The organism is Paenibacillus sp. FW126-R14 (assembly GCF_058789495.1).
The window spans coordinates 112774-134031 of sequence record NZ_JBYTBS010000011.1 but is presented as its reverse complement, the minus strand read 5'-3'; the positions used below and the strand labels follow the sequence as shown (position 1 = coordinate 134031).

General features: G+C 45.8%; 15 protein-coding genes. All 15 read right to left on the bottom strand.

The annotated features are described in order from the left end of the window. On the bottom strand, positions 1 to 1108 hold a 1108-nt coding region (locus tag AC3WRW_RS10725; RefSeq protein WP_492546298.1), incomplete at its 3' end, for a glycosyltransferase. 187 nt (positions 1109 to 1295) lie between these two features. Further along, on the bottom strand, positions 1296 to 2564 hold the full coding sequence (locus AC3WRW_RS10720; protein ID WP_492546297.1) for a glycosyltransferase family 4 protein: 1269 nt from the start codon (positions 2562 to 2564) through the stop codon (positions 1296 to 1298). Between the two features lie 104 nt (positions 2565 to 2668). Then, entirely contained in the window at positions 2669 to 3748 is a 1080-nt protein-coding gene (gmd, locus tag AC3WRW_RS10715) for a GDP-mannose 4,6-dehydratase (protein WP_492546296.1), read from the bottom strand. A gap of 32 nt (positions 3749 to 3780) precedes the next feature. Further along, the gene (fcl, locus tag AC3WRW_RS10710) at positions 3781 to 4725 is read right to left on the bottom strand and encodes a GDP-L-fucose synthase (RefSeq protein ID WP_492546295.1); all 945 of its coding nucleotides are present in this window, start codon (positions 4723 to 4725) and stop codon (positions 3781 to 3783) included. Positions 4726 to 4752: 27 nt separating this feature from the next. Beyond that, positions 4753 to 5454: a sugar transferase gene (locus AC3WRW_RS10705; protein ID WP_492546294.1), complete on the bottom strand. Its 702-nt coding sequence runs from the start codon at positions 5452 to 5454 to the stop codon at positions 4753 to 4755. A gap of 10 nt (positions 5455 to 5464) precedes the next feature. After that, positions 5465 to 6358, bottom strand: a complete 894-nt coding sequence (galU, locus tag AC3WRW_RS10700; protein WP_492546293.1) for a UTP--glucose-1-phosphate uridylyltransferase GalU — start codon at positions 6356 to 6358, stop codon at positions 5465 to 5467. A 275-nt stretch (positions 6359 to 6633) separates the two neighbouring features. Continuing rightward, entirely contained in the window at positions 6634 to 7323 is a 690-nt protein-coding gene (locus AC3WRW_RS10695) for a CpsD/CapB family tyrosine-protein kinase (protein ID WP_492546292.1), read from the bottom strand. Continuing rightward, positions 7304 to 8059: a YveK family protein gene (locus AC3WRW_RS10690; protein ID WP_492546291.1), complete on the bottom strand. Its 756-nt coding sequence runs from the start codon at positions 8057 to 8059 to the stop codon at positions 7304 to 7306. Before AC3WRW_RS10690 ends, AC3WRW_RS10695 begins: the two co-directional genes overlap by 20 nt. Before the next feature lie 100 nt (positions 8060 to 8159). Beyond that, on the bottom strand, positions 8160 to 10598 hold the full coding sequence (locus tag AC3WRW_RS10685; protein WP_492546290.1) for an S-layer homology domain-containing protein: 2439 nt from the start codon (positions 10596 to 10598) through the stop codon (positions 8160 to 8162). 35 nt (positions 10599 to 10633) lie between these two features. Further along, positions 10634 to 11407, bottom strand: coding sequence for a tyrosine-protein phosphatase (locus tag AC3WRW_RS10680; RefSeq protein ID WP_492546289.1), 774 nt, complete (start codon positions 11405 to 11407; stop codon positions 10634 to 10636). Between the two features lie 499 nt (positions 11408 to 11906). Next, positions 11907 to 13802 carry a PrkA family serine protein kinase gene (locus tag AC3WRW_RS10675; protein WP_171682829.1) on the bottom strand — a complete coding sequence of 632 codons (1896 nt, stop codon included), beginning with the start codon at positions 13800 to 13802 and terminating at the stop codon, positions 11907 to 11909. A 103-nt stretch (positions 13803 to 13905) separates the two neighbouring features. After that, on the bottom strand, positions 13906 to 16206 hold the full coding sequence (locus AC3WRW_RS10670) for a glycoside hydrolase family 95 protein (RefSeq protein WP_492546288.1): 2301 nt from the start codon (positions 16204 to 16206) through the stop codon (positions 13906 to 13908). A 23-nt stretch (positions 16207 to 16229) separates the two neighbouring features. Next, complete coding sequence (locus AC3WRW_RS10665) at positions 16230 to 18050, bottom strand: cache domain-containing sensor histidine kinase (RefSeq protein WP_492546287.1); 1821 nt, start codon at positions 18048 to 18050, stop codon at positions 16230 to 16232. Further along, entirely contained in the window at positions 18047 to 19066 is a 1020-nt protein-coding gene (locus AC3WRW_RS10660) for a response regulator transcription factor (RefSeq protein WP_492546286.1), read from the bottom strand. The genes AC3WRW_RS10665 and AC3WRW_RS10660 overlap by 4 nt, the downstream gene beginning before the upstream one ends. 51 nt (positions 19067 to 19117) lie before the next feature. After that, on the bottom strand, positions 19118 to 21247 hold the full coding sequence (locus tag AC3WRW_RS10655) for a glycoside hydrolase family 31 protein (RefSeq protein ID WP_492546285.1): 2130 nt from the start codon (positions 21245 to 21247) through the stop codon (positions 19118 to 19120). Positions 21248 to 21258 lie beyond the last annotated feature (11 nt).

Below are 21258 nucleotides of genomic sequence, written 5' to 3'. Positions count from 1 at the left end.
ATTTCCGACTAACCTCAGTCATTAAAATAGGATCAGAAATAAACTTTTCAATTTTCTTTACTAGTTCTTCTACATCTCCAACTTCAACCATATACTCATCTTCTAATAATTCTGGTATACCATTAATCCTTGTAGAAATACACGGTATACCTACAGCCATAGCTTCAATCAATACACGTGGTAAGCCTTCACCATGTGTTGGAAGAACAAATAAATCGCTATCTCTCAATGTTTTTCGCATAGTATCTTTGTCAGGTATACGGCCAATAAATGATACCTTATCTTCTACACTTAAAGCTTTGGCATATTTTTGAAAGTCAGTAACAAACTCACCATCACCAACAAATTTAACAGATACTTTCAAGCCTTTTTTCTTTAAGATGCTAATTGCTTCAATTAATTCCTTATGTCCTTTGACAAATGAATTTATTGCATTTGCAACATGGATTATCTGGAACTCATTTTGACCAGGCGGGTATATTTTAGGAGACATAAAAAAGCTTTCTTTAATATTTGCAGAAGAATAGTACGATTGAAAATATTCTATGGACTCTTTAGTAAGTTGTGCCTTAGAAGGATACCGTTTTTGCAAAGCAAACTGTGTGACATAAGATACCCCATTTGCATCTTTGCACAATTGTTTCAACCTATTTGTCCAAAGAATACGAATTAAAGGACGTAATCTAGTCTTTAGCATTCCAGGAGCTGCGAAATCCCAAGGATCTACTACTACTTCTAGTGCATAAGGCATTTTTTTACGTAAAATTGAAGCAAACTGGAATCCAATTGCACTTGGGATACGAACTATCGCACAGTCGCAATCTTGACAAAAGGATCTAATAGCCTTTTTAACCGCAAAATAATTATTAAGATATCCACTTATCCCATGAAAATCAGGAATTGGTAGGAAGTTTATATTCGGGCCACTGCATAAATTAGGATAACCACTATGATCATCTTCTATATCATCTATACGAATTGCAACATTTACCTCATCGAAAGCATCTAAATAACGCGCAAAAAATGAATAATCGTAAATTCCTTTACTCCAAATTCTTCCATCTTTTGTTCGACCAAGATGATTATCAACAACCAAAAGAAGCCTCAATTTCCGTTCTCCCTTCTATTACTTAATTTCTATCAAGAAAAAAATCAGTACAACTTATAAGTTATATGGAGATGTGGAGTCATATACTCGATTGAAGAATGAATAATCATAAAAATATTGAGACTTATCGCTATGGTATTGTAGCAATTCCCCCCTTGATACTAGCATTTCTAGCTTCAGTTACTGCTTATAAACCAGACAATATCTCATCAATATACTTCTCAATGGATACATTTTTCGTAAGGTTCTTAACTAAATATGCTCTTCCACGCTCACTCATTTCAGTAAGAATATGGCTCCCTTTCTCATTTAGGAATCTTTCAATAATAGCTTCGACCTCATCAAAATTAGCTGGTTCAGTCACATAGCCGCACTTTGTTTCTTCAATAATCAAACGTGCTTCCGAACGTTCCTCCAATACGCCCAGTATCGGTTTTCCCGCAGCAATGATTCCATAGAGCTTACTTGGAACGGATACACCTTTGATTCCTTTGGCATTTATACACCAGTGAACATCACCGGCATTCAGGCTGTAGACCAGATCTGATTTATCTTGATAAGGGATGAACGTTACGTTTTTGAGATTGTGCTTATCCTTATAGAGAACCAGTCTATCTCGGATAGAGCCCTCTCCTACAAATGCGAAAGCGACATTATCCCTATCTTTAAACTTTTTGATAACATGCATTAAGTTCTCAAGATCATAATAAAGGCCTAGATTTCCGGAATACATAAAGACAAACTTATTTTCTAATCCATATTTTTTTTTGAAGGCTACCACTTTCTCATGATCGGTCGGCAACGGATAGATTTCTCTCTCATCAATCCAATTATTAATAAACACATGTTTCGGTACCTTCTTACCTTTGAATCTACCCTTCAGTGTCTCCACCATATCACGACCTACGACAATAACCTTATCAGCACGTCTACAGCTAAATTTATCCAACCACATCATCACATTCAGAATAAGCTTATTCTTGCTATATCCAACAGCCATGGTTTGCTCAGGATTAAAGTCCTGAATATTGTAAATGAATTTGGCACGCTTCATCCATTTACCCCAAACCCCAATCAAACCTCCGAGAATTGGCGGTTGTGAAATGGAGTAAACATAATCCATGCTTCCAACCTTCAATGTGACAAACATAGCTCCAAAGAAGTAGGCTAGGATATTTTTAATTCTGCTAATTTTATTGCTCTTAGAAAATTCAGGAACACGAATCCGAATAATCTTTACACCGTTGATTTCTTCCTGATAATACATTTTTGTCTTATACTCGGTGGCAACCCTTCCTGTATAGGAAGGAACAACGCAAATTACAGTGATATCAAATGCGTGAAGCATTCCTTCTGCCAGCTCTTTGAGAATCTGACCTGTGGAAGCGACATCCGGGATATAGTAATGCGCATATATTAAAAGCTTTTTCTTTTCGCTTTTCATCTTTTCAACCATAAATTATCTTTTCCTCCGAACATAAAAAAAGAGCATTCCCCAAAAACTCTTGTTACAAAACAAGAATAGATGGAGGTTGCCTCCTGATCCCTTTATAAAAAAACCTAATCAAACATAATCTTAACTCTATCTTCTTTCTTAACCTTCTTCACATCTGCTTCAACCATAATACGCACTAACTCTTCAAATGAAGTTTTCGTTGGATTCCAACCCAACAAAGTTCTTGCTTTAGTAGGATCTCCTAGCAGTTGTTCTACTTCAGCAGGGCGGAAAAATTTCGGATCAACATCCACGATAATCTCGCCAGTTGCCTTGTTAATTCCTCTTTCTTCAACACCTTGGCCTGTCCATTCGATTTCGATCCCAACATGGTTAAATGCTAATTCAACAAACTCCCGTACTGTATGCATTTCTCCAGTCGCGATGACAAAATCTTCTGGTTTATCATGCTGGAGAATAAGCCACATACATTCCACGTAATCTTTTGCATATCCCCAATCACGCAAAGAATCCAAGTTTCCTAAGGATAATTTCTTTTGTTTCCCTTGTGCGATTCTTGCTGCCGCGAGTGAAATCTTACGGGTTACGAACGTCTCGCCTCGGCGCTCTGATTCATGATTAAATAAAATACCATTGACAGCAAACATGTTGTATGACTCACGGTAGTTCTTCGTAATCCAAAAACCATATATCTTTGCAACGCCGTACGGTGAACGTGGATAGAAAGGAGTAGTTTCCGTTTGTGGAACTTCTTGAACTTTCCCATATAGTTCAGATGTAGATGCCTGATAAACTTTCGTTTTTTCAGTTAACCCTAAGATGCGAACTGCTTCCAAAATGTTAAGCGTCCCTTTGCCATCTACATCCAATGTGTATCCTGGCATTTCAAAAGAAACTCGCACATGGGATTGTGCAGCTAGATTGTATATTTCATCCGGCCCTATCTCACTAATTAAACGAATAACATTAGAAGTGTCTGTAACATCACCATAATGTAAATAGAAATTTCTATTGTTTAATATTGCATCTGCTTCTTCATCATCAAGAATATCCTCTAACCGTTCTTGATTATAGGAAGAACTTCGACGAATAACCCCATGTACCTCATAACCTTTTTCTAACAAAAACTCTGCTAAGTATGATCCATCCTGTCCTGTTACTCCGGTTATAAGTGCCTTTTTCATAGTACCTCCAAAATTTCATGCATAAATAGCGTTTATTTTTTCAATAGTTCTTTTTCATTTTGCAGAAACCACTGATAGGAATCCCGGATTCCCTCAGCCAGTGAAATTTTTGCTTTCCACCCTAAACTAGCGATTTTGGTTACATCAACTAATTTCCTTGGAGTACCGTCTGGTTTCGAAGTATTGAATACCAACTCTCCGTCATAGCCCACAGCGTTCTTAACTAGCTCAGCAAGCTCTTTAATTGATACATCTTCTCCAACGCCAACATTAATAATTTCATTCTCTTCATAATTATCCATAAGGAATAAGCAAGCTTCTGCCAGATCATCAGCATGAAGAAATTCACGTTTCGGAGTCCCTGTTCCCCATATTTCTACATGAGGGTGATTGTTTTCTTTCGCCTCATGAAATTTTCGCATTAATGCTGGCAATACATGGGACTTTTCAAAATCATAATTGTCATTTGGTCCGTACAAATTAGTCGGCATTACAGAAATATATGTTGTTCCATATTGGCGATTATAAGATTGACACATTTTGATCCCGGCTATTTTGGCAATTGCGTAGGGTTCGTTCGTCGCTTCAAGTTCACCGGTTAACAAGTACTCTTCTTTTAAAGGTTGCGGTGCCATCTTCGGATAGATGCAAGTCGAGCCCAGAAACAGCAGCTTTTTAACACCCGTTTTGTAAGCAGCATCGATGACATTCGTTTGTATCAGTAAATTATCTCGAATAAAATCCGCAGGGTATTCATTGTTCGCAATAATTCCTCCGACTTTAGCTGCTGCCATGAATACATAATCAATTTTCTCTTGTGTAAAAAATGTTAAAACATCATCGGATTTCCTTAGATCCAGTTCAGCACTAGTACGATACACTAAATTGGTATACCCTTTAGCTTGTAAACCTCTCAGTATGGCAGATCCGACTAGGCCTTTATGTCCGGCAACATATATCTTTGCTCCAATTTCCACGGTGCACCTCATTATTTGTAAATGGTATTAAAAAGCATCCCTAGACCCCAGAAGAACTTTACAGGTCTTCAGTATGATCTTTAGATCTGTGCTAATACTTCTCCTCGATATATACTCCAAATCCAAAGCAACCATCTCTTCAAACCCCACGTTGTTTCTCCCGCTAACCTGCCAAAGCCCCGTACAGCCAGGCGTTACTTGCAAACGCTGCTTATGATAACTGCTGTACTCCTCAACCTCGCGAACAAGCGGGGGTCTCGGTCCCACTAGGCTCATCTCGCCTTTTAAAACATTCCAAAGCTGAGGAAGTTCATCGATACTGGTCTTCCGGATAAATCTTCCGACTTTCGTGATCCGTGGGTCTTCTTTTATTTTGAACATATGTCCTTCGATCTCATTCTCCGCTAGAAGACCCGCGAGAAGCTCCTCTGCGTTGCTCACCATGGATCTAAATTTATACATTTTAAATAACTTTTCATGTTTGCCTACCCGCTGCTGATAGAAAAATACAGACCCTTTCGGATTCTCCAGCTTTATCAATGCCGCAGTAATCAGAAATAAGGGAAATAACAACAAAATGCCGACACTTGCACCTGCTATGTCCATAAGCCGTTTAATAAACAAGTAGTAGGAAGCCGGACTTTCCACTGTTTTTGCTTTTGTCTGACTAGTCCTTTTGTAATATTGGTTTTTCTCTAGCATCGGTGTATCATTAGATAGATTCGACATTTAGTCCCTCCTACACAATTACACGGGGCGACGTTTCTCGTTGAATTATTTTATCAATCGCTTGTAATAACGGGATTCTAAGCTCATCATTTCTTAAGGCAAATTCCAAGGAAGTAAGAATAAAGCCGAGCTTCTCCCCTACATCGTAACGAGTGCCGCTAAAATGATAAGCATATACGTTTTGGATAGCGTTTAATTTGCTGATTGCATCCGTTAACTGGATCTCTCCGCCGGCTCCGGTTTCCTGAAGCTCCAGGAAATCAAATATGTCAGGGGTCAAAATGTAACGTCCCATAATCGCCAAATTGGATGGCGCTGTGCCGGGTGCCGGCTTTTCTACAAAGGTCCGGACCTGATACAAATTCCCTTCGTTACTAATCGGGTCAATAATGCCATACCGATTGGTTTCTTGTTCAGATACAGGCTGTACGCCGATTACCGACGATTGGGTGATTTCATATTGTTTCATCAGCTGTTTTAAGCAAGGGGTACTCGCGCTCACGATATCATCCCCTAGTAAAACGGCAAAAGGCTCATTTCCAATAAAACGGCGTGCGCACCATACGGCATGACCTAATCCTTTGGCTTCTTTTTGCCGGATATAATGAATTTCAACTTTCGCCGGTCTTAATACCTCTTCAAGAAGCTCAAGCTTTCCTTTTTCCGCTAAGTTATACTCAAGTTCAAACGCACTGTCGAAATGATCTTCAATGGCCCGCTTTCCTTTACCTGTAACGATGATAATATCTTCAATACCTGATTCAATAGCCTCTTCAACGATGTATTGAATGGTAGGCTTATCAACAATTGGAAGCATTTCCTTAGGCATCGCTTTGGTTGCCGGCAAGAATCTTGTCCCTAAACCCGCTGCAGGAATGATTGCTTTTCTTACCTTCCCCTCCATATGTATCCCTCCATTTTTTTCTACAGACACTCAGTCACTTATTAATTCATCAAAAAGTAAAAAAGCCAGGCATGTTGTCTTACGCGAAAACAACACGACTCGATTTTTTAACAAAAAAGCACAGGGCATTGAACCCCACCTCACCCCACACCACCGACGATAAACATCTAAGGCGCAAGCACCCACAGCATGGACGAGTATCTACAGTGATAAAGGTTCAGTAGACATTACCTAATCCAACAAGACTACTATTCGCTAACCGAAGCGCATTCAGCTTATTTACTCTCACCATAGTAATAGTAATAATATGCATCTCTGTTTTTTCTATCTACGTTGTTAAGAACAACGCCAAGTATTCTGGCTCGTACATTATCAAGGTTTTGTTTCGCCTTCAGGGCAGCGTCTCTTTTCACTCTGTCCGAATCGACCACTAGGATGACGCCATCCGACCGGGTCGCTATGATCTGAGAATCGGTCACAGCTATAGCAGGCGGAGCATCAATAAGCACAACATCAAATTGCTGCCTTAGTTCATCTAGAACGCTTGTCATTTTCTTGGAAGCGAGAATTTCTGATGGATTAGGCGGAATCGGACCCGATGTAATAATGTTTAGATTTTTGATAGCAGATGCTTGCAACACTTCCGGAATGGACAGCTGATTAGTCAACAAATTGGTTAGTCCCCAACGGTTCGAAACTTGCAAAGTATGATGCATCGTTGGTTTTCTGAGATCCGCATCAATAACCAATACTTTCTTATCCGCTTGAGCATACGCTACTGCGAGGTTGACAAGTGTGGTCGATTTCCCCTCTCCCGGCCCTGCAGATGTGATCATCAGCACTTTCAATTCTTCATCGATAGATGAGAACTGGATGTTGGTTCTCAGCGTTCGGTACGCCTCAGAAATAGGCGATTTCGGATTCTCATGGGTAATAATCGGCCTTCTATTGGTTGAGTTTGACATGTGACGGCTCCCCTACCCTTTGTTCGATTGTTCTTTTGCTTTGATTCTGAAAGTCTTCCGGTTTCATCTTCGTAATCATCGTTAACGTTGGCAATCCCAAATACTGCTGCACTTCTTCCTCTGTCTTTAATTTATCGTTCAAATATTCCAGCAAGAAGGCTATTCCCAAAGCAAGCATGAGAGATACAACAAAGCTGATGGCAACATTTAATTTTTTGTTCGGCTTCACCGGTACCGGTTGATCGATATCCTTGGCTTCATTCAGTAGTGAGATATTATCCACTTTCATAATTTTAGGAATTTCGCTTTGGAATACTTTCGACACGGCATTCACGATATTCGCTGCCCGATCATAGGAAGGATCTTGAACGACAAGAGTCATGACTTGTGTATTATTAACCGAGCTAACTTTGACTGTCTTGACTAATTGCTCGGCAGTTATTTTCAATTCTGGGTGATCCATTACTACTTTGTCCATAATTCTTGGAGTTTTAATAATTTCCTTATAGGTATCAATCAGTCGGATGTTCACATTAACGGTATTGATATCGACTTGAGATAAACCAACTTGATCATTCGATTTATTGACGATTAATTTCGTTGAGGCTTCATAAATCGGCTGTATGAAAAAATAACTAACAACACCTGTTGTAATCGTTGCTAGTAAAACAATTGTGATTATCATCCACACCCTTTTTTGTAAAATTTTCAAATAATCTTTTAAATCCAGTTCCATTCCATTCCCTCCGTATCCGATCTGTCGGTATCATCTGCCGGTCTTTTGTGAAAATTCAAGGAACCCCCCTCTAATTCAAGAAGAGGATTCCTCCATAAGCTTATTTATTCAGTAAACGGTAAATCACTACAGCTGCTTGGGCACGAGTCGAATTTGCATTGGGATTGAAGGTATTGCCTTCTTCGCCAATAACAATTCCTTCGGTTGCGGCAAGAGCAACGCCCTCTTTCAGGGAGCTGTTAATATTGCTTGCGTCAGCGAATCCTTTAAGAGCTTCGTCAACCTTTGCCGGCGTTATCGATACTCCCTTGAGCGACAGAGCTCTGGAAGACATAACGGCCATCTCAGCGCGTGTAATTTTTCCATTCGGATCGAACTTACCCGCTTCTTTCCCGTTCACAATGCCATTCTTAACTGCGGAAGCCACATATAATTTGTACCAATCCGTATCATTCACATCATCGAAGTTTTCCGTTGCATTGGCACTTTCCAAAGCGAACGTTTTGACGATCATCTTAGCAAATTCAGCACGTGTCACGAATCCATTCGGATCGAAAGCATTCTCAGCACGTCCTTCTACAATCCCTTTGGCAGCAGCGACTTGAATCTGTCTTCCTGCCCATCCTTTAACTGAAGCGGTATCCTCGAAAGATACTTTGTTTTCAACGACAGTATACGTGGAGAAGGAGCTGCGAACACCTTTCAATGCCCCATTCGCATAGCTGCCACCGTAAAATTCCAGTTTACCGTCTACGATTTTGGCGAGTGACAGCAGCTCAGTGTCGAATTGCTTGCCGTTAGGTACCGGAATCGTCACTTCAACAGGCTTATTGAAGCTGCCTACTTTGCTTCCGCCAGAGGTAAATTCAAATTCATATACACCGGATGCTACTGGCAGCTGTGTCACACTTGTTGCAACTGCTGTATCTTGGTTAGTCACTTTTAGCGTCGTATCCGCACCGAATTCAGTTGGGCTAACCGCAAGTGATAAGCCGTTCATGGCAATCGCGATCGAATCTACGCCATTTGCAATCGCTGCTGCTAACAGCTCTTTCGCTAATGGAATTTCTGTTGCTTTGGCGTTAACAGTACCGAATTGAAGAGTGAGCGGAATCTTCGCTTCCTTCGCATTAGGGTTCAGATTCTTCAATTGATCGTTGAGCGCTTTGGCTTGGGTAGCGATATCCTTTAACTTGCTAACCAGGTCGGCTACATTAAGCGTTGGTTTCGCCGTATCGCCTTGAATCGTAATCAGCGCGTTAAGATCCAGCGTTGCCAGTTCTTTAATTTTATTTTCAACTTGCGCTTGCGCTTCTTTGAAAATTTCTTGCTTTCTCGCTTCGGATGCATCTTTCAACTGGTCTTTAAGGCCATTAAGATCTGCGTCTTTCGTTTCCGTTAGTGGTGCCCCTCCACCAGATCCTCCAGACCCTGTGTTAGAATTATCTGAACCGGAATTACCAGCAGGCTTTAACGTTAACGATTCCTTAGAAATGTAGAGCAGTAGGCCAAATTGCTTATCACGCGCTTCAATTTTAGCGGTAGCTTTCTCCGATCCAGTCAGTACGAAAGCTTTCGCATTCTCGTCATATTTGATACCGGACCCCACAGCCTGCCATTTTACGAAATTTGACAATGAAACTTCGATGCCGCTATAACTCACTTTAAGTCCGGGTTTCTCCACAGAACCGGTACTGCCGGTTTCTCTTGTATAGATAACTTTGTCTCCCAAAAGATATCTCAATCCGGCAGATTCCACAGCCGTTCTGGCATCCTTCGCAATCGTTGAGCTCGACTGTGCATCAATGTAGTCGGCGATTCTTTTTTGCACGGCATTCAAGTCGCCTAGTGTAATGCCGTAGCTATTCAACAGTTGAGAAATGAGCAGTTCACTGTGTGCCTCTAAAACATCTTTCGTAACAATCTTATTAATTTCACTTTTGATCGCTTCCGAATCTACAGCGCCAACGACAATAGCTTCAGCGACTTTGGTTAGAAGTACGTCTTTTTTATTTGTCAGAGCATCAAGCGCCGCTTGTTGGAAGGCAGCGATATCGCTCTTTTTGAGGCCGTTTGGCTCATCAATGCCCGGAAGACCGACAGATGTGAACAACGAACTGATCGCATCCCGGTTAGCCGGAACTTTGATAAATTCATCAAAGGACTCGTCAGTGCCGCCAAAAAACAGGTCTAGCCCGCTAATGAGTTGAATAACGGCGCTGTATGGCAGAGTCGGAGCATTATCCTTCACTTTGTTCCAGACTTCTGCCGTCAATTCATACTGCAAGTTCTTATCTGCAATAGGGTGTTCTTTTACGTATTGCTTAACGGCATTCACGCTGTCAAGACCGGCTGCATCTCTTGCTAATTCAGCTTGTACGGCGTTTAGTTGATCTAGAGCTGTATTGGCCGAAGCCACGCTAACCGCAAATCCAAGCTTGCTTGCCAATCCTTTCTCACTCAATGGAAGTCCAGCAATAGATGCAAACATCATGCTTGCGGCCAATGTAGTAACAGTTACTTTCTTTTTCATCGTCATGCTAAAATTCACCTCAATTAATTTAGTTAATTAACTTATATATTGGATTTCCAAAATTGAAACCATTTCGGTCTCGCCCAAACAGGTTGGCAGCTCTCAATTTCTAAGTCATGGACGACACTGCTGGCGTTATTTTGGAAGGTGTTCACAACATCTGTTCCCAGCTTTGCTTGCAATATGTGATAGGCATCGGCAAGAGCGAAGCCCCGGTTCGTTGTATTATGAGCATCGGATGAAACGAAGTGAGCCAAATGATTTCTGCATAACTGAAGCGATAAAGCTTGAATCGATTTGCCGAAATGACCTAATAAGGAATGAGCTGTGATTTGGGATAAGGCCCCTAGCTGTACAAGCTCAAGAAGCTTCTCAGGATGCTGGACGATCTCCCGGTTGCGCTCAGGATGAGCAATAATGGGTACAATTTCCATTAACCTCAACTCGTGTAAAAGCTCATGACAATCGGACGGTATCCGGTCGGAAGGAAATTCCAACAACATGTACCGCGAGCCGTTCAGCGTAGAGGTTCTCTTAGCTTCAATATCGTCTACCAAATTTCGATAAACGCGAACTTCTTGTCCGGCATATAGGCGAAGCGGAATATTCCTTTTTTGCAGTTCGACTTGAAACGCTTTAACTCGCGATTCAACGAACTGAGCGTCATTGGCGTATCTCCCGTTCTCATGATGAGGTGTGGCAATAACGGAGTGTATGCCCTGTACGACAGCTTCTCGCGCCATCAAAATGGATTGTTCTAAGTCGCCGGCCCCGTCATCGATTTCTGGCAGTATATGGCTATGTATATCAATCATTTTGAAACCCCAATCCGGCAAAAAATATTATGAAAGAACAAGATGTGACATTGTTCTATGTTAAGTCTCATTTTGAAGTTTACCATAATTGTAAATGCCTTGCCTACACCTTTTGGCATATTTATGGTACTTTTGTCGCGATTTGATGTAATCTTTATAAAACAAAAAATGAGTCCAGCAGACCGCTCGTTTTTCGGGATACTTAGAAGAGAACAGTGCCAAAGGCATATTGCAATTTAAGCGTCACTATTCCTCTATTTTCGACATTAATCGACACAAAAATCAGTGCAATTCGACATAATCACAGCTGTACAATTTCGAATTTTCAGATTGTTCAAGCTTCCCTTTTCACATTTTAAAACACCGAAGCGGCAAGACCCTCTTAATAATTTGTTCACAAAATTGAGACTTGATTTATTAAGATTTCCAAATTACCCCTTTTTCAACGCAAAAAAAGACCCGAGGCATTCAATCGGCGCCTTAGGTCCTTAACGTTCTGTTATCTGTTCAACAAACTTCCCACATAACGCAGCAATTCATTCGCGCATACCGGGCAATAGCCGTGCTCATCGATCAACTGCTTCGTAACATCATTAATCTTCTTCAGCTGCTTCTCATCCGGCGTCTTCGACGATGTCGTAATCTTCACAATATCTTTCAGATCGGCGAACAGCTTCTTCTCAATCGCTTCGCGCAGACGTTCGTGGCTGCTGTAATCGAATTTCCGGCCTTTGCGGGAATAGGAGGAAATCCGAATGAGTATTTCTTCGCGGAACGCTTTTTTCGCATTTTCGGAAATGCCGATTTGCTCCTCGATCGAACGCATCAAGCGCTCATCCGGATCCATCTCCTCGCCGGTAAGCGGATCCTTGATTTTGCCCCAATTGCAGTACGCCTCAATATTGTCGAGATAGTTATCGAAAATGGTTTTGGCCGACTCTTCGAAGGAATAAACGAATGCTTTCTGCACTTCTTTTTTGGCGATGTCATCGTATTCCTTGCGCGCAACGGAGATGAAGTTCAGGTACCGCTCACGCTCATCCTTCGTAATCGACGGATGCTGATCGAGGCCGTCCTTCAGGGCGCGCAGCACATCCAATGCGTTAATGCACTGAAGATCCTGGCGGATCAAAGCACTGGAAATCCGGTTGATGACGTAACGCGGATCAATGCCGCTCATGCCCTCTTCCTGGAATTCGTTTTGCATTTCTTTCAGATCGGCTTCCTTGTAGCCTTCGACGACTTCCCCGTCGTACATCCGCATTTTTTTGACCAAATCCATCCCTTGCTTCTTCGTTTCTTTCAAGCGGGTCAAGATGGAGAAGATCGCAGCCACCCGGAGCGAATGCGGAGCGGTGTGAATGTGCGACATATCGCTCTGCCCAATGAGTTTGTAGTAAATTTTCTCCTCATCGGATACGCGCAGGTTATACGGAATCGGCATGACAATCATCCTGGATTGCAATGCTTCATTCTTTTTATTCGCAATAAAGGATTTGTACTCCGTTTCGTTCGTGTGGGCAACTATGAGCTCATCGGCGCTTATAAGCGCAAAACGTCCGGCTTTGAAGTTCCCCTCTTGCGTAAGGGAAAGAAGGTTCCAGAGGAACTTTTCATCGCACTTCAGCATTTCCTGGAACTCCATAATCCCCCGGTTCGCCTTATTGAGCTCCCCGTCGAACCGGTAAGCGCGCGGATCGGACTCGGAACCGAACTCGGTGATCGTCGAGAAGTCGATGCTGCCCGTCAGATCGGCAATATCCTGGGATTTGGGATCCGAAGGACTGAACGTTCCGATACCGACACGGCCTTCCTCGGAAACGAACACACGCTCTACCAAGACGTCTTCAATGCACCCGTTGTAGTCGGTTTTCAGACGCATTTGGCAGGACGGGCATAAGCTGCCTTCAATTTTTACATTTAACTCCCGCTCGATCTCGGGACGCAGTTCCATCGGAATCAGATGAAGCGGCTCCTCGTGCATCGGGCATCCTTTGATCGCATAGACGGCCCCTAAATCTGTTTTGGCGAACTGCTCCAACCCGCGTTTCAGCATCGTCACAATTGTGGACTTACCACCGCTTACAGGACCCATTAGCAGCAAAATACGTTTACGAACATCCAATCGACGGGCTGCGGAGTGGAAATATTCTTCTACCAGCTTCTCAATCGCTCGATCCAGACCGAAAATCTCTTGGTTGAAAAATTTGTAAGACTTGTGCCCCGATTGATCGTTAATCCCTTGCGAAGCAATCATATCATAGACTCTGGAATGTGCGGTTCTTGCGAGTCCAGGATTTTTGCGAAGCAATTCTATGTACTCCGCGAACGTACCGGTCCAGCTCAATGCATCCTTCTCCGTACGATGCTCCGAAATTCTTTTGAATATGTCCATGGGTACCTCCTTTCACTGCTGCCTTCAAATATAGGTCAGCTCGTGATGGTGAATTGTGTATTACAATCCTATGCACCCACAGAAGATAACTTGCCCGAAATTTTTATGAGAATTGGTTTTCACAATAAAGTTCATACGTCTTTCCAGCTTCAACGGAAAACGCTATGACCCGCTGTCCGCCGCTTGCGAGGATATCATCTTCCCCGCATCGTACGGCCGCCGGATGGACGGTCCGGACTTGGCAGAGGCCGCCCCTCGTCGCATGAATAGCTGCACTCGACAGCTTCCCGCTGCGCCAAATCAAGTCGACGATGTAGCCTCCGCGGCCTCTTAGCCCGGTTGCTTGGCCATCCGGCCATGCCGAAGGCAGAGCGGGCAGCAAAGCCAGTTCTCCGGCATGCGACTGCAGCAGCATTTCAGCGATGCCTGCCGTGGCACCAAAATTACCGTCAATTTGGAAAGGGGGGTGCGCGTCAAAGAGGTTGAGATAGGTGGATTTGCGGAGCATATGCTGCAAATGGGCATACGATTGCTCGCCTTCCTCCAATCTGGCCAGCATATTCACGATCCAGGCGCTGCTCCAGCCCGTATGCCCTCCTCCGTGCGCCAGCCTGCGCTGCAGCGTTGCCGCTGCCGCCCTGGCTAACTCCGGCGTGCGGTGCGGGCTGATTTGTGTGCCTGGGTGCAGCGCAAACAATTGGGAGATATGCCGATGGCCGGAATCGGCCTCCTCATAATCCTCCAGCCATTCCATGATTTGTCCGTGTTTGCCGATCTGCGTCTGAGGCAGCCGCTCCTGCAGCCCGGTGAGCCGGCTGCGCAGCTCCACATCCACCTCCAGATACGTGCTGCTCAGTTTGCAAGCTTCAAACAACTCGTAGATGATCTGCGAATCCATGGCGGGTCCCATACATATGGCGCCCTTGGTGCCGTCCGGCAAGACGTAGACGTTCTCAGGAGAAACGGAAGGTCCGGTGACGAGCCGGCCATCCGGCGATTCCGCCAAATAATCGACAAAAAAGGCCGCCTCCTCCTTGAGGATGGGATAAGCCTTTTGGCGCAGAAAATCCATATCCTGTGTAAACCTGAAGCGCTCCCAGAGATGCAAGCTCAGCCATGCAGCTCCCATCGGCCATACCACACAGGTTGGGAATAAGCCTTCCGGCCGTGTTTCGCCCCATAGATTCGTGTTATGATGCGCAACAAAGCCCGAGCAGCCGTAGAGCTCTCTCGCCGTCTCCCGGCCGCTCGCCTGCATCCGCTCGATATGGTCGAACAGCGGTTCATGGCATTCCGTTAAGCCGCAAACTTCGGCAGGCCAATAGTTCATTTGCGTATTGATGTTAATTGTATATTTGGACTCCCAGGGCGGCGTAAAGCTATCATTCCAGATGCCCTGAAGATTGGCAGGCAAACAACCGGGACGGGAGCTGGCGATGAGCAAGTAGCGGCCGTAATGAAAGTAAAGCTCCATCATGCCGATGTCCTCCGCCCTACCCTGCTCCTGCAGCCGTTTCAGCCGTACATCGGTAGCTATGGCATCGAGCGGATCCTGCTGCGTCAAACGAAGCTCGACGCGGTCGTATAAGGCACGATAATCCTCCGTATGCCGGAGCTCCAGCTCGCTGTCTGCGAACCGGTCAGCTTCATCGAGCTGCCGCCGGCAGGCCGCCATAGGATCCTCCTCGCGGAACGTGCTGGCTGCGGCGAGCATCAGCGTAACCGAACTGGCGCCTTCAACCGATAAGAAATCGCCAATCACAGATATTCGGCCATCGGCAGAGCGAGCCTGCACCATACAGGCATAATCGACCCCGTGCTTGCCGCACTCGCCGCTCATCCAGATGCGATCCGCCGACTCGGATCCGCTATCTCCTTCATACGGCCTGCGGTTTAAGCCCGCTGACAAGTTCAGCATCCCCGGGCTGTCACACGTCAAGCGCATGATCAGCACTTGATCCGGGCAGCTGGCATACATCTCGCGCCGGTACGTAACGCCATTGATCTTATACGTCGTTCGGGCGATGGCTTGGTTCAAATCCAACTCTCGCCGGTAAGCTTCGACATGCCCCTGCTGCCCATGAAAATGCAGCCTTAAATCCCCTAAAGGCTGATAGGGATTATAATATTTGGGCGTAGAAAAGAGCCCGAGTCGCGTTAATCTCGTGGCCTCTTCTACATTATCGGCAAAGAGATGCTCGCGAATTTCACCTAAATAACGGAAGCCGTCGGGATTCAACCCTTGCTTAGGGCCTCCATACCAGATGGAATCCTCGTTTAATTGAATCTTCTCCTCCTGCACATGACCGAAGATCATCCCGCCCAGACGGCCGTTGCCAATCGGCAATGCCTCCACCCATTCTTTGGCAGGCTGCGAATACCACAACTTATTCCGATTGCTCAAACAAATTCCCCCTCTGCGCCGCCCTAATGAGCATCTTTAGACGATGCCGGCATCACCATGATCATTTTGGTTCCATGTTCGGCTTTGCTTTCGATTTGCAATCCATACTGCTCCCCATAGACCATTTGAATTCTGCGGTGAACGTTCAACACGCCGATTCCGCCCTTTTTACCCGCTTCGTCCACTTCGCCGTCCGCCAATCGGTTGGCATTCAATTTCTCTTGAAGCTGCCTGAGCTTCGTCTCCGGCATTCCGGAACCATTATCCTCTACGCTGATCCAAAAGATGCCTTCGCGAATCCCGCCGTCGATCCGGATATAGTGGTAATCCTCCAGACCGTCCGGAAAGGCATGCTGAAACACATTTTCAACCAGCGGCTGAAGGGTCAGACGAACCATGACATGAAGCAAATCTTCTGGCTTAATGGCAACGTCGATCTCGAACTCCCGGCCTATGCGATGCTTCAATACGAGCAAATAATACATAACGTGCTTCAGCTCGTTAGCCACTGTAATTTCTTCCAGATTCGTCTGAACGGAGTACCGCAGCATATACGCGAGCGCTTTCACGATTTCTGAAATCTCCTCGGAATCCTGAATGGTTGCATAGCAAACGATCGTCTCCAGCGTGTTGTACATAAAATGCGGATTGATCTGCAGCTGCAGAGATTGAAACTCCGCCTTCTGCCGCTCCATTCTAATCTCCGAATTGCTCAGTTCCACTTGGACTACGCGATCGACGGCTTCCGAAAGCCGTTTGACCATCAAATTATAGCGGACTATCAGTTCAACAATTTCGTCACGGTGAGGCGGGAGCGGAATCGTGGCCCAATTCCCTTTTTCCGTCTCGCGCATGCCGCTTTTGAGCGTTTGAACCGGTTTAGCAATCGATTTGCCGAATCTGTATGCGAGCAGGAGCGCTAATACCAAAGTGAACAGACCGACAACGAGCGTTGTCGAACGAATGTTGGACAACGGCTTGCGCAGCTCGCGAACCGGCATAGAAACAACAAGCCGCCAATCCGAAAACTCAGATTTGCGGACTACATACATGCGCTCATCGCCTTCATTAGCATCGGTAAAGGCACTTGGGCCGGCTTGATTCAGCTTTTCAAAAAAAGCTTTTGGAATTCCTGTTCCGACTTTTTCCCCATTGGGGTGATAAATGTAACGCCCTTTATCGTCAATGATAAACAGGTAGCCGTACTTCCCTAAATCAATGCCTTTCCATAAGGCAGACAGGTCGGCAGACCGCATTTCAATCGCCAGCAAACCGGACAATTCCGGTGACGTATAGCCGCGAATCCGGCGGACAATCGTCAGCATTTGATTCTCTTGCCCTTCAATAATCGTGTGATTCAGTATGCTTAATTGCCCGTCCGGCGTCGTATTCGCAAGAAAATATTCGCGCTGCTTTTGAATATCCTCTGCGTTGAAGGACATCTCGTTCACATTGTTATAATAGTAAACCGCGTTCCTCTTATCGCTGATCAGATAGACGGAAGCCAGCTTGGGATTGCGTATAAATAAAGGATCTACGCTAAATTCCCGTATCGTTTTCCGGTACATATAATAATCGTATTCTTCTCTTGTGACAGGCAAATCAATGAACTCCATAATTTGTCTATTCGTTAACAACGAAACGATGGAACGCTCATAGTCCTTTAAATATAAATCGGTATGATGAACGGCGTTTCCCGCAATTTGATTCATTTGGTTCTCTACCATTTCTTCCAACTCACCGGAGGTAATCATATACGAGAAGATACCTACACAACTGAGCGAAAGGATAATGACGATGAGAAAATAAACGAATATCTTCTTCGTAAAGCCTCTTATCTTCATTTGATACCTAGTCGGGCGCGGTATTCCGTCGGGCATACGCCGACGATTTTTTTAAACGTTTTTGTAAAATGGGGGTAATCGTCATACCCTACATCCGCCGCGACATCGACGATTCGAACATGCGGAATAGCCAGCATTTCTTTCGCTTTAGCCATTCGTTTGTTGATCCGGTACTGCACGAAGGTCTCTTGGGTTATCTTTTTAAAAAGCGAGCTGAAATACGTCGGCGTCAATCCGACCATGGCAGCTACTTGATCCAGGGAGATATCCTCCGACAGCCTGCTGTCGATATACGCCTTGGCTTCTTCCATCGGATCTTTGAAATGACCGCTGCGCACCGCATGCAATCCGCTGATCATGTTCAGCAGGCCTTTTTCAAAGGCGTCCAGCGCTTCTTTAACGCTATCCGCCTGCAAGCGCGCAGGAACGGACGAAGGCGAGTAATGGCGCGATTGAAAGCGTTTTACAAGCATCGCATTGCAATCATTCAGCAGCTCTTTCAACTGGGCAAGCGAAATATTGGCAGACAGGCAATATTCGCGCCAGCGTACGATGAGACCTCTGAGCTCTTCCGTTTGCAGCGCCCAAATGTGCTGTTCCATTTGATCGATCCATTCGATATAGCGGGACGGCGATAAATAGCCTTGCTTCGGCTTTTTGATCAATTGATCCAGCATGTCATGGACATCGCTCTTCGTAGCCGGTTTCAACAAATAATGCCTGACCCCGTAGCTCATACTTCTCTGCGCATATGCAAAGTCACTGTAACCGGATATGACAACGGTTTTAATATGAGGAAATTCCTCATGAATAATTTTGCATAGTTCCAGTCCGTCCATTTTGGGCATGCGAACATCCGTCAACACCAGATCAGGCTCAGAAGCCCGGATTTGCTCCAAAGCAGCTTCGCCGTTCTCGGCCGTCTGAATTTTGGTGAAGGCGGGGGCGTACAGTTCCGCCATTTTCACCATTCCTCTGCGAATAACAGGTTCATCGTCTACGATTAGTACATGCATGTCAGACCTCCTAATGCTTTTCCGCGTTGTTAATCCAATTATGACTCACGATCATTCGTTCATCAACCGTGTTTGCGAGAATCGCCAATTGACAATCCGGTAGGAAGACGTGGCATCGTTTTCTCCTGTCGATACACCGGCATAAGAGCCATCTTGATCTTGCGCAACCGACACTTCCCACCAACTGCATTTGCCTTGCTCATAATCGAAGGTTTCCCCATCATCGTCATACAGCCGTGCTGTCCCGGGTTCTGAGCCAAAATGCACGAGCTCGATCTCCGTCCGCGTTCCTGATGCCGGAACATGCGGCAGGGCAGCCATCATCGGAAGGATCGACCCGCTTTTGACGAAAATCGGGATACGCTCCAAGCCTGCTTGTACCCGGATCACGCAGCCGCCGGTATACCGCTCCCCGGTTTCCAACCCATACCAGACGCCCGCAGGCAAAAGCACCTCGCGCTCCGTCTCCCCCTCGACCAGCGGAGCTACGAGCAGCGCATCGCCGACCATGTATTGGTCGTCCCATTCTCTCGCTTTTCTCTTGCCGTATGCGGCATCTGTCGTATTCAGCAGGAGCTGCTCATCTGCGGCTGACTTCGCTTCGGCATCGGCAATCGCAGATGGCGTCAGGACGAAAGGCATCGCCCGGAAAGGCGGAATTCCCTGCTCACGATAGATGGCGAAAGCGGTGTACAAATACGGCAGCAGCCTCATCCGCAGCTTAATATAATGCCGGACAATGCCCTCCACTTCCGGGAAGGACCAAGGCTTCGTCCCGTCCCCCCAAGCGTTCAGCATAGCCAGCGGGGAGAAACAAACGGTTTGCATCCGCCGAACCCAATCTTCGGCATTTCTCGCCCTGCGCACCTCCGGTGTCCACAGCAGGCCGCTGAATGAAGAGTTGCAAAGCGCCCGAATAAACTGCTTATGGTCGTACAGATCCGAGTACAGCACATAAGGCATCGTGGAAGCAGCCCCATTCGAAGCCCGAACGAGTCCGTACGTTCTGCGGTTGTGGCTGCGGAACAGATCGGCCGTCATTTTTTGAAACATTAACCCGTACATCTGTCTCATCTGTTCGCCGTCCAAGCCGGATGGGAACCGGGCATGTGCCGGGAACATCCAGGAATGGTTCGTCAATTCGCTGCCGTCGCACTCATCCAGCTTGTACCCGGATACCCCGATGCTGACGTGCTGCTCTTCATGCTGCTTCTTATAAAGCCCGGCTGCCTCCGGCAAAGCGTAGTCCGGCGCAAGCCCGCCCCACACGGTATGGCTTCCCGAAAGCGACTGCAGCGCAGCGTACAAATCGCTCTGGGGCGAGACGTAAGGGTGCTCCCAGAGGTTCACGCGAAAACCCTTTTGCGCAAGCTCACGGACAAAGCTTTCGGGATCAGGGAATCTGTTCCTCTCCCATTCATAGCTGACCGGATAGCTATGGCTATGCCAGCCGGGTTCCAGTCCGATCACATCGCAAGGGAAATCGCGAAGACGGAACTCTCCTGCTTCTTCAAGCACCTGCTGATCGCTATACAGCGTAGGGACGCGGTGCCAGAAGCCAAGCCCCCATTTGGGCGGCAGCACGCCTCCACCGCACAACAAATTATATCTGGCTACCACATCCGAGAGAGCAGGCCCGCCAAATAAATAAACGACTGCGCCTTCGGCAGGGATCCGAATCTCGACCCGCGAAGCTAACGGCGTCGCCTGCCATCCCTTATCCGTATTGCGGTCGCGAATCTGATCGTTCTTCGTATCTTCTTGCTTCAAAGTAGAACCGCAATACATTGTCACGATACGGGAAGTATCGACCCATACGCCGTAGCCCTGATCGCTTACATAAAAAGGAACAGGCGCATGCGTTTCACCGGTATCCTGCTTAGGATCGCTGTTTACCCGCAAATAACGGCTTCTCCCCCGTTGATTCATGCGCATCAGCTGAAGGCCTGTACCATACAGCTTCTCGGCTGCATTCAGCGGAAAGGACAGGATGAGGCTCTCGCCGGCTTCCTCAAGCTCAATAGCGTCCCAGGCAAAAGGCGGCTGCACCTGCGGCATCCCCTGCAGCGCTTCAATCTTAGGCGAAACGCCCATCCAAGTTAGCGGAGTCATCCCCCGAGGCTCTCTAATGGTTAAGCGCCATATGCCTGGCGCCGTTTGTTCCCAATTTTCGATCGGCATGCTTCATTCTC

Bases quoted from the DNA above. Each gene is read 5' to 3' on its own strand.
- galU (WP_492546293.1), bottom strand. From the start codon at position 6,358: ATGGAGGGGAAGGTAAGAAAAGCAATCATTCCTGCAGCGGGTTTAGGG.
- AC3WRW_RS10660 (WP_492546286.1), bottom strand. From the start codon at position 19,066: ATGCATGTACTAATCGTAGACGATGAACCTGTTATTCGCAGAGGAATG.
- AC3WRW_RS10720 (WP_492546297.1), bottom strand. From the start codon at position 2,564: ATGGTTGAAAAGATGAAAAGCGAAAAGAAAAAGCTTTTAATATATGCG.
- AC3WRW_RS10665 (WP_492546287.1), bottom strand. From the start codon at position 18,050: ATGAAGATAAGAGGCTTTACGAAGAAGATATTCGTTTATTTTCTCATC.
- AC3WRW_RS10655 (WP_492546285.1), bottom strand. From the start codon at position 21,247: ATGCCGATCGAAAATTGGGAACAAACGGCGCCAGGCATATGGCGCTTA.
- AC3WRW_RS10680 (WP_492546289.1), bottom strand. From the start codon at position 11,407: ATGATTGATATACATAGCCATATACTGCCAGAAATCGATGACGGGGCC.
- gmd (WP_492546296.1), bottom strand. From the start codon at position 3,748: ATGAAAAAGGCACTTATAACCGGAGTAACAGGACAGGATGGATCATAC.
- AC3WRW_RS10695 (WP_492546292.1), bottom strand. From the start codon at position 7,323: ATGTCAAACTCAACCAATAGAAGGCCGATTATTACCCATGAGAATCCG.
- AC3WRW_RS10690 (WP_492546291.1), bottom strand. From the start codon at position 8,059: ATGGAACTGGATTTAAAAGATTATTTGAAAATTTTACAAAAAAGGGTG.
- AC3WRW_RS10685 (WP_492546290.1), bottom strand. From the start codon at position 10,598: ATGACGATGAAAAAGAAAGTAACTGTTACTACATTGGCCGCAAGCATG.
- AC3WRW_RS10675 (WP_171682829.1), bottom strand. From the start codon at position 13,802: ATGGACATATTCAAAAGAATTTCGGAGCATCGTACGGAGAAGGATGCA.
- AC3WRW_RS10705 (WP_492546294.1), bottom strand. From the start codon at position 5,454: ATGTCGAATCTATCTAATGATACACCGATGCTAGAGAAAAACCAATAT.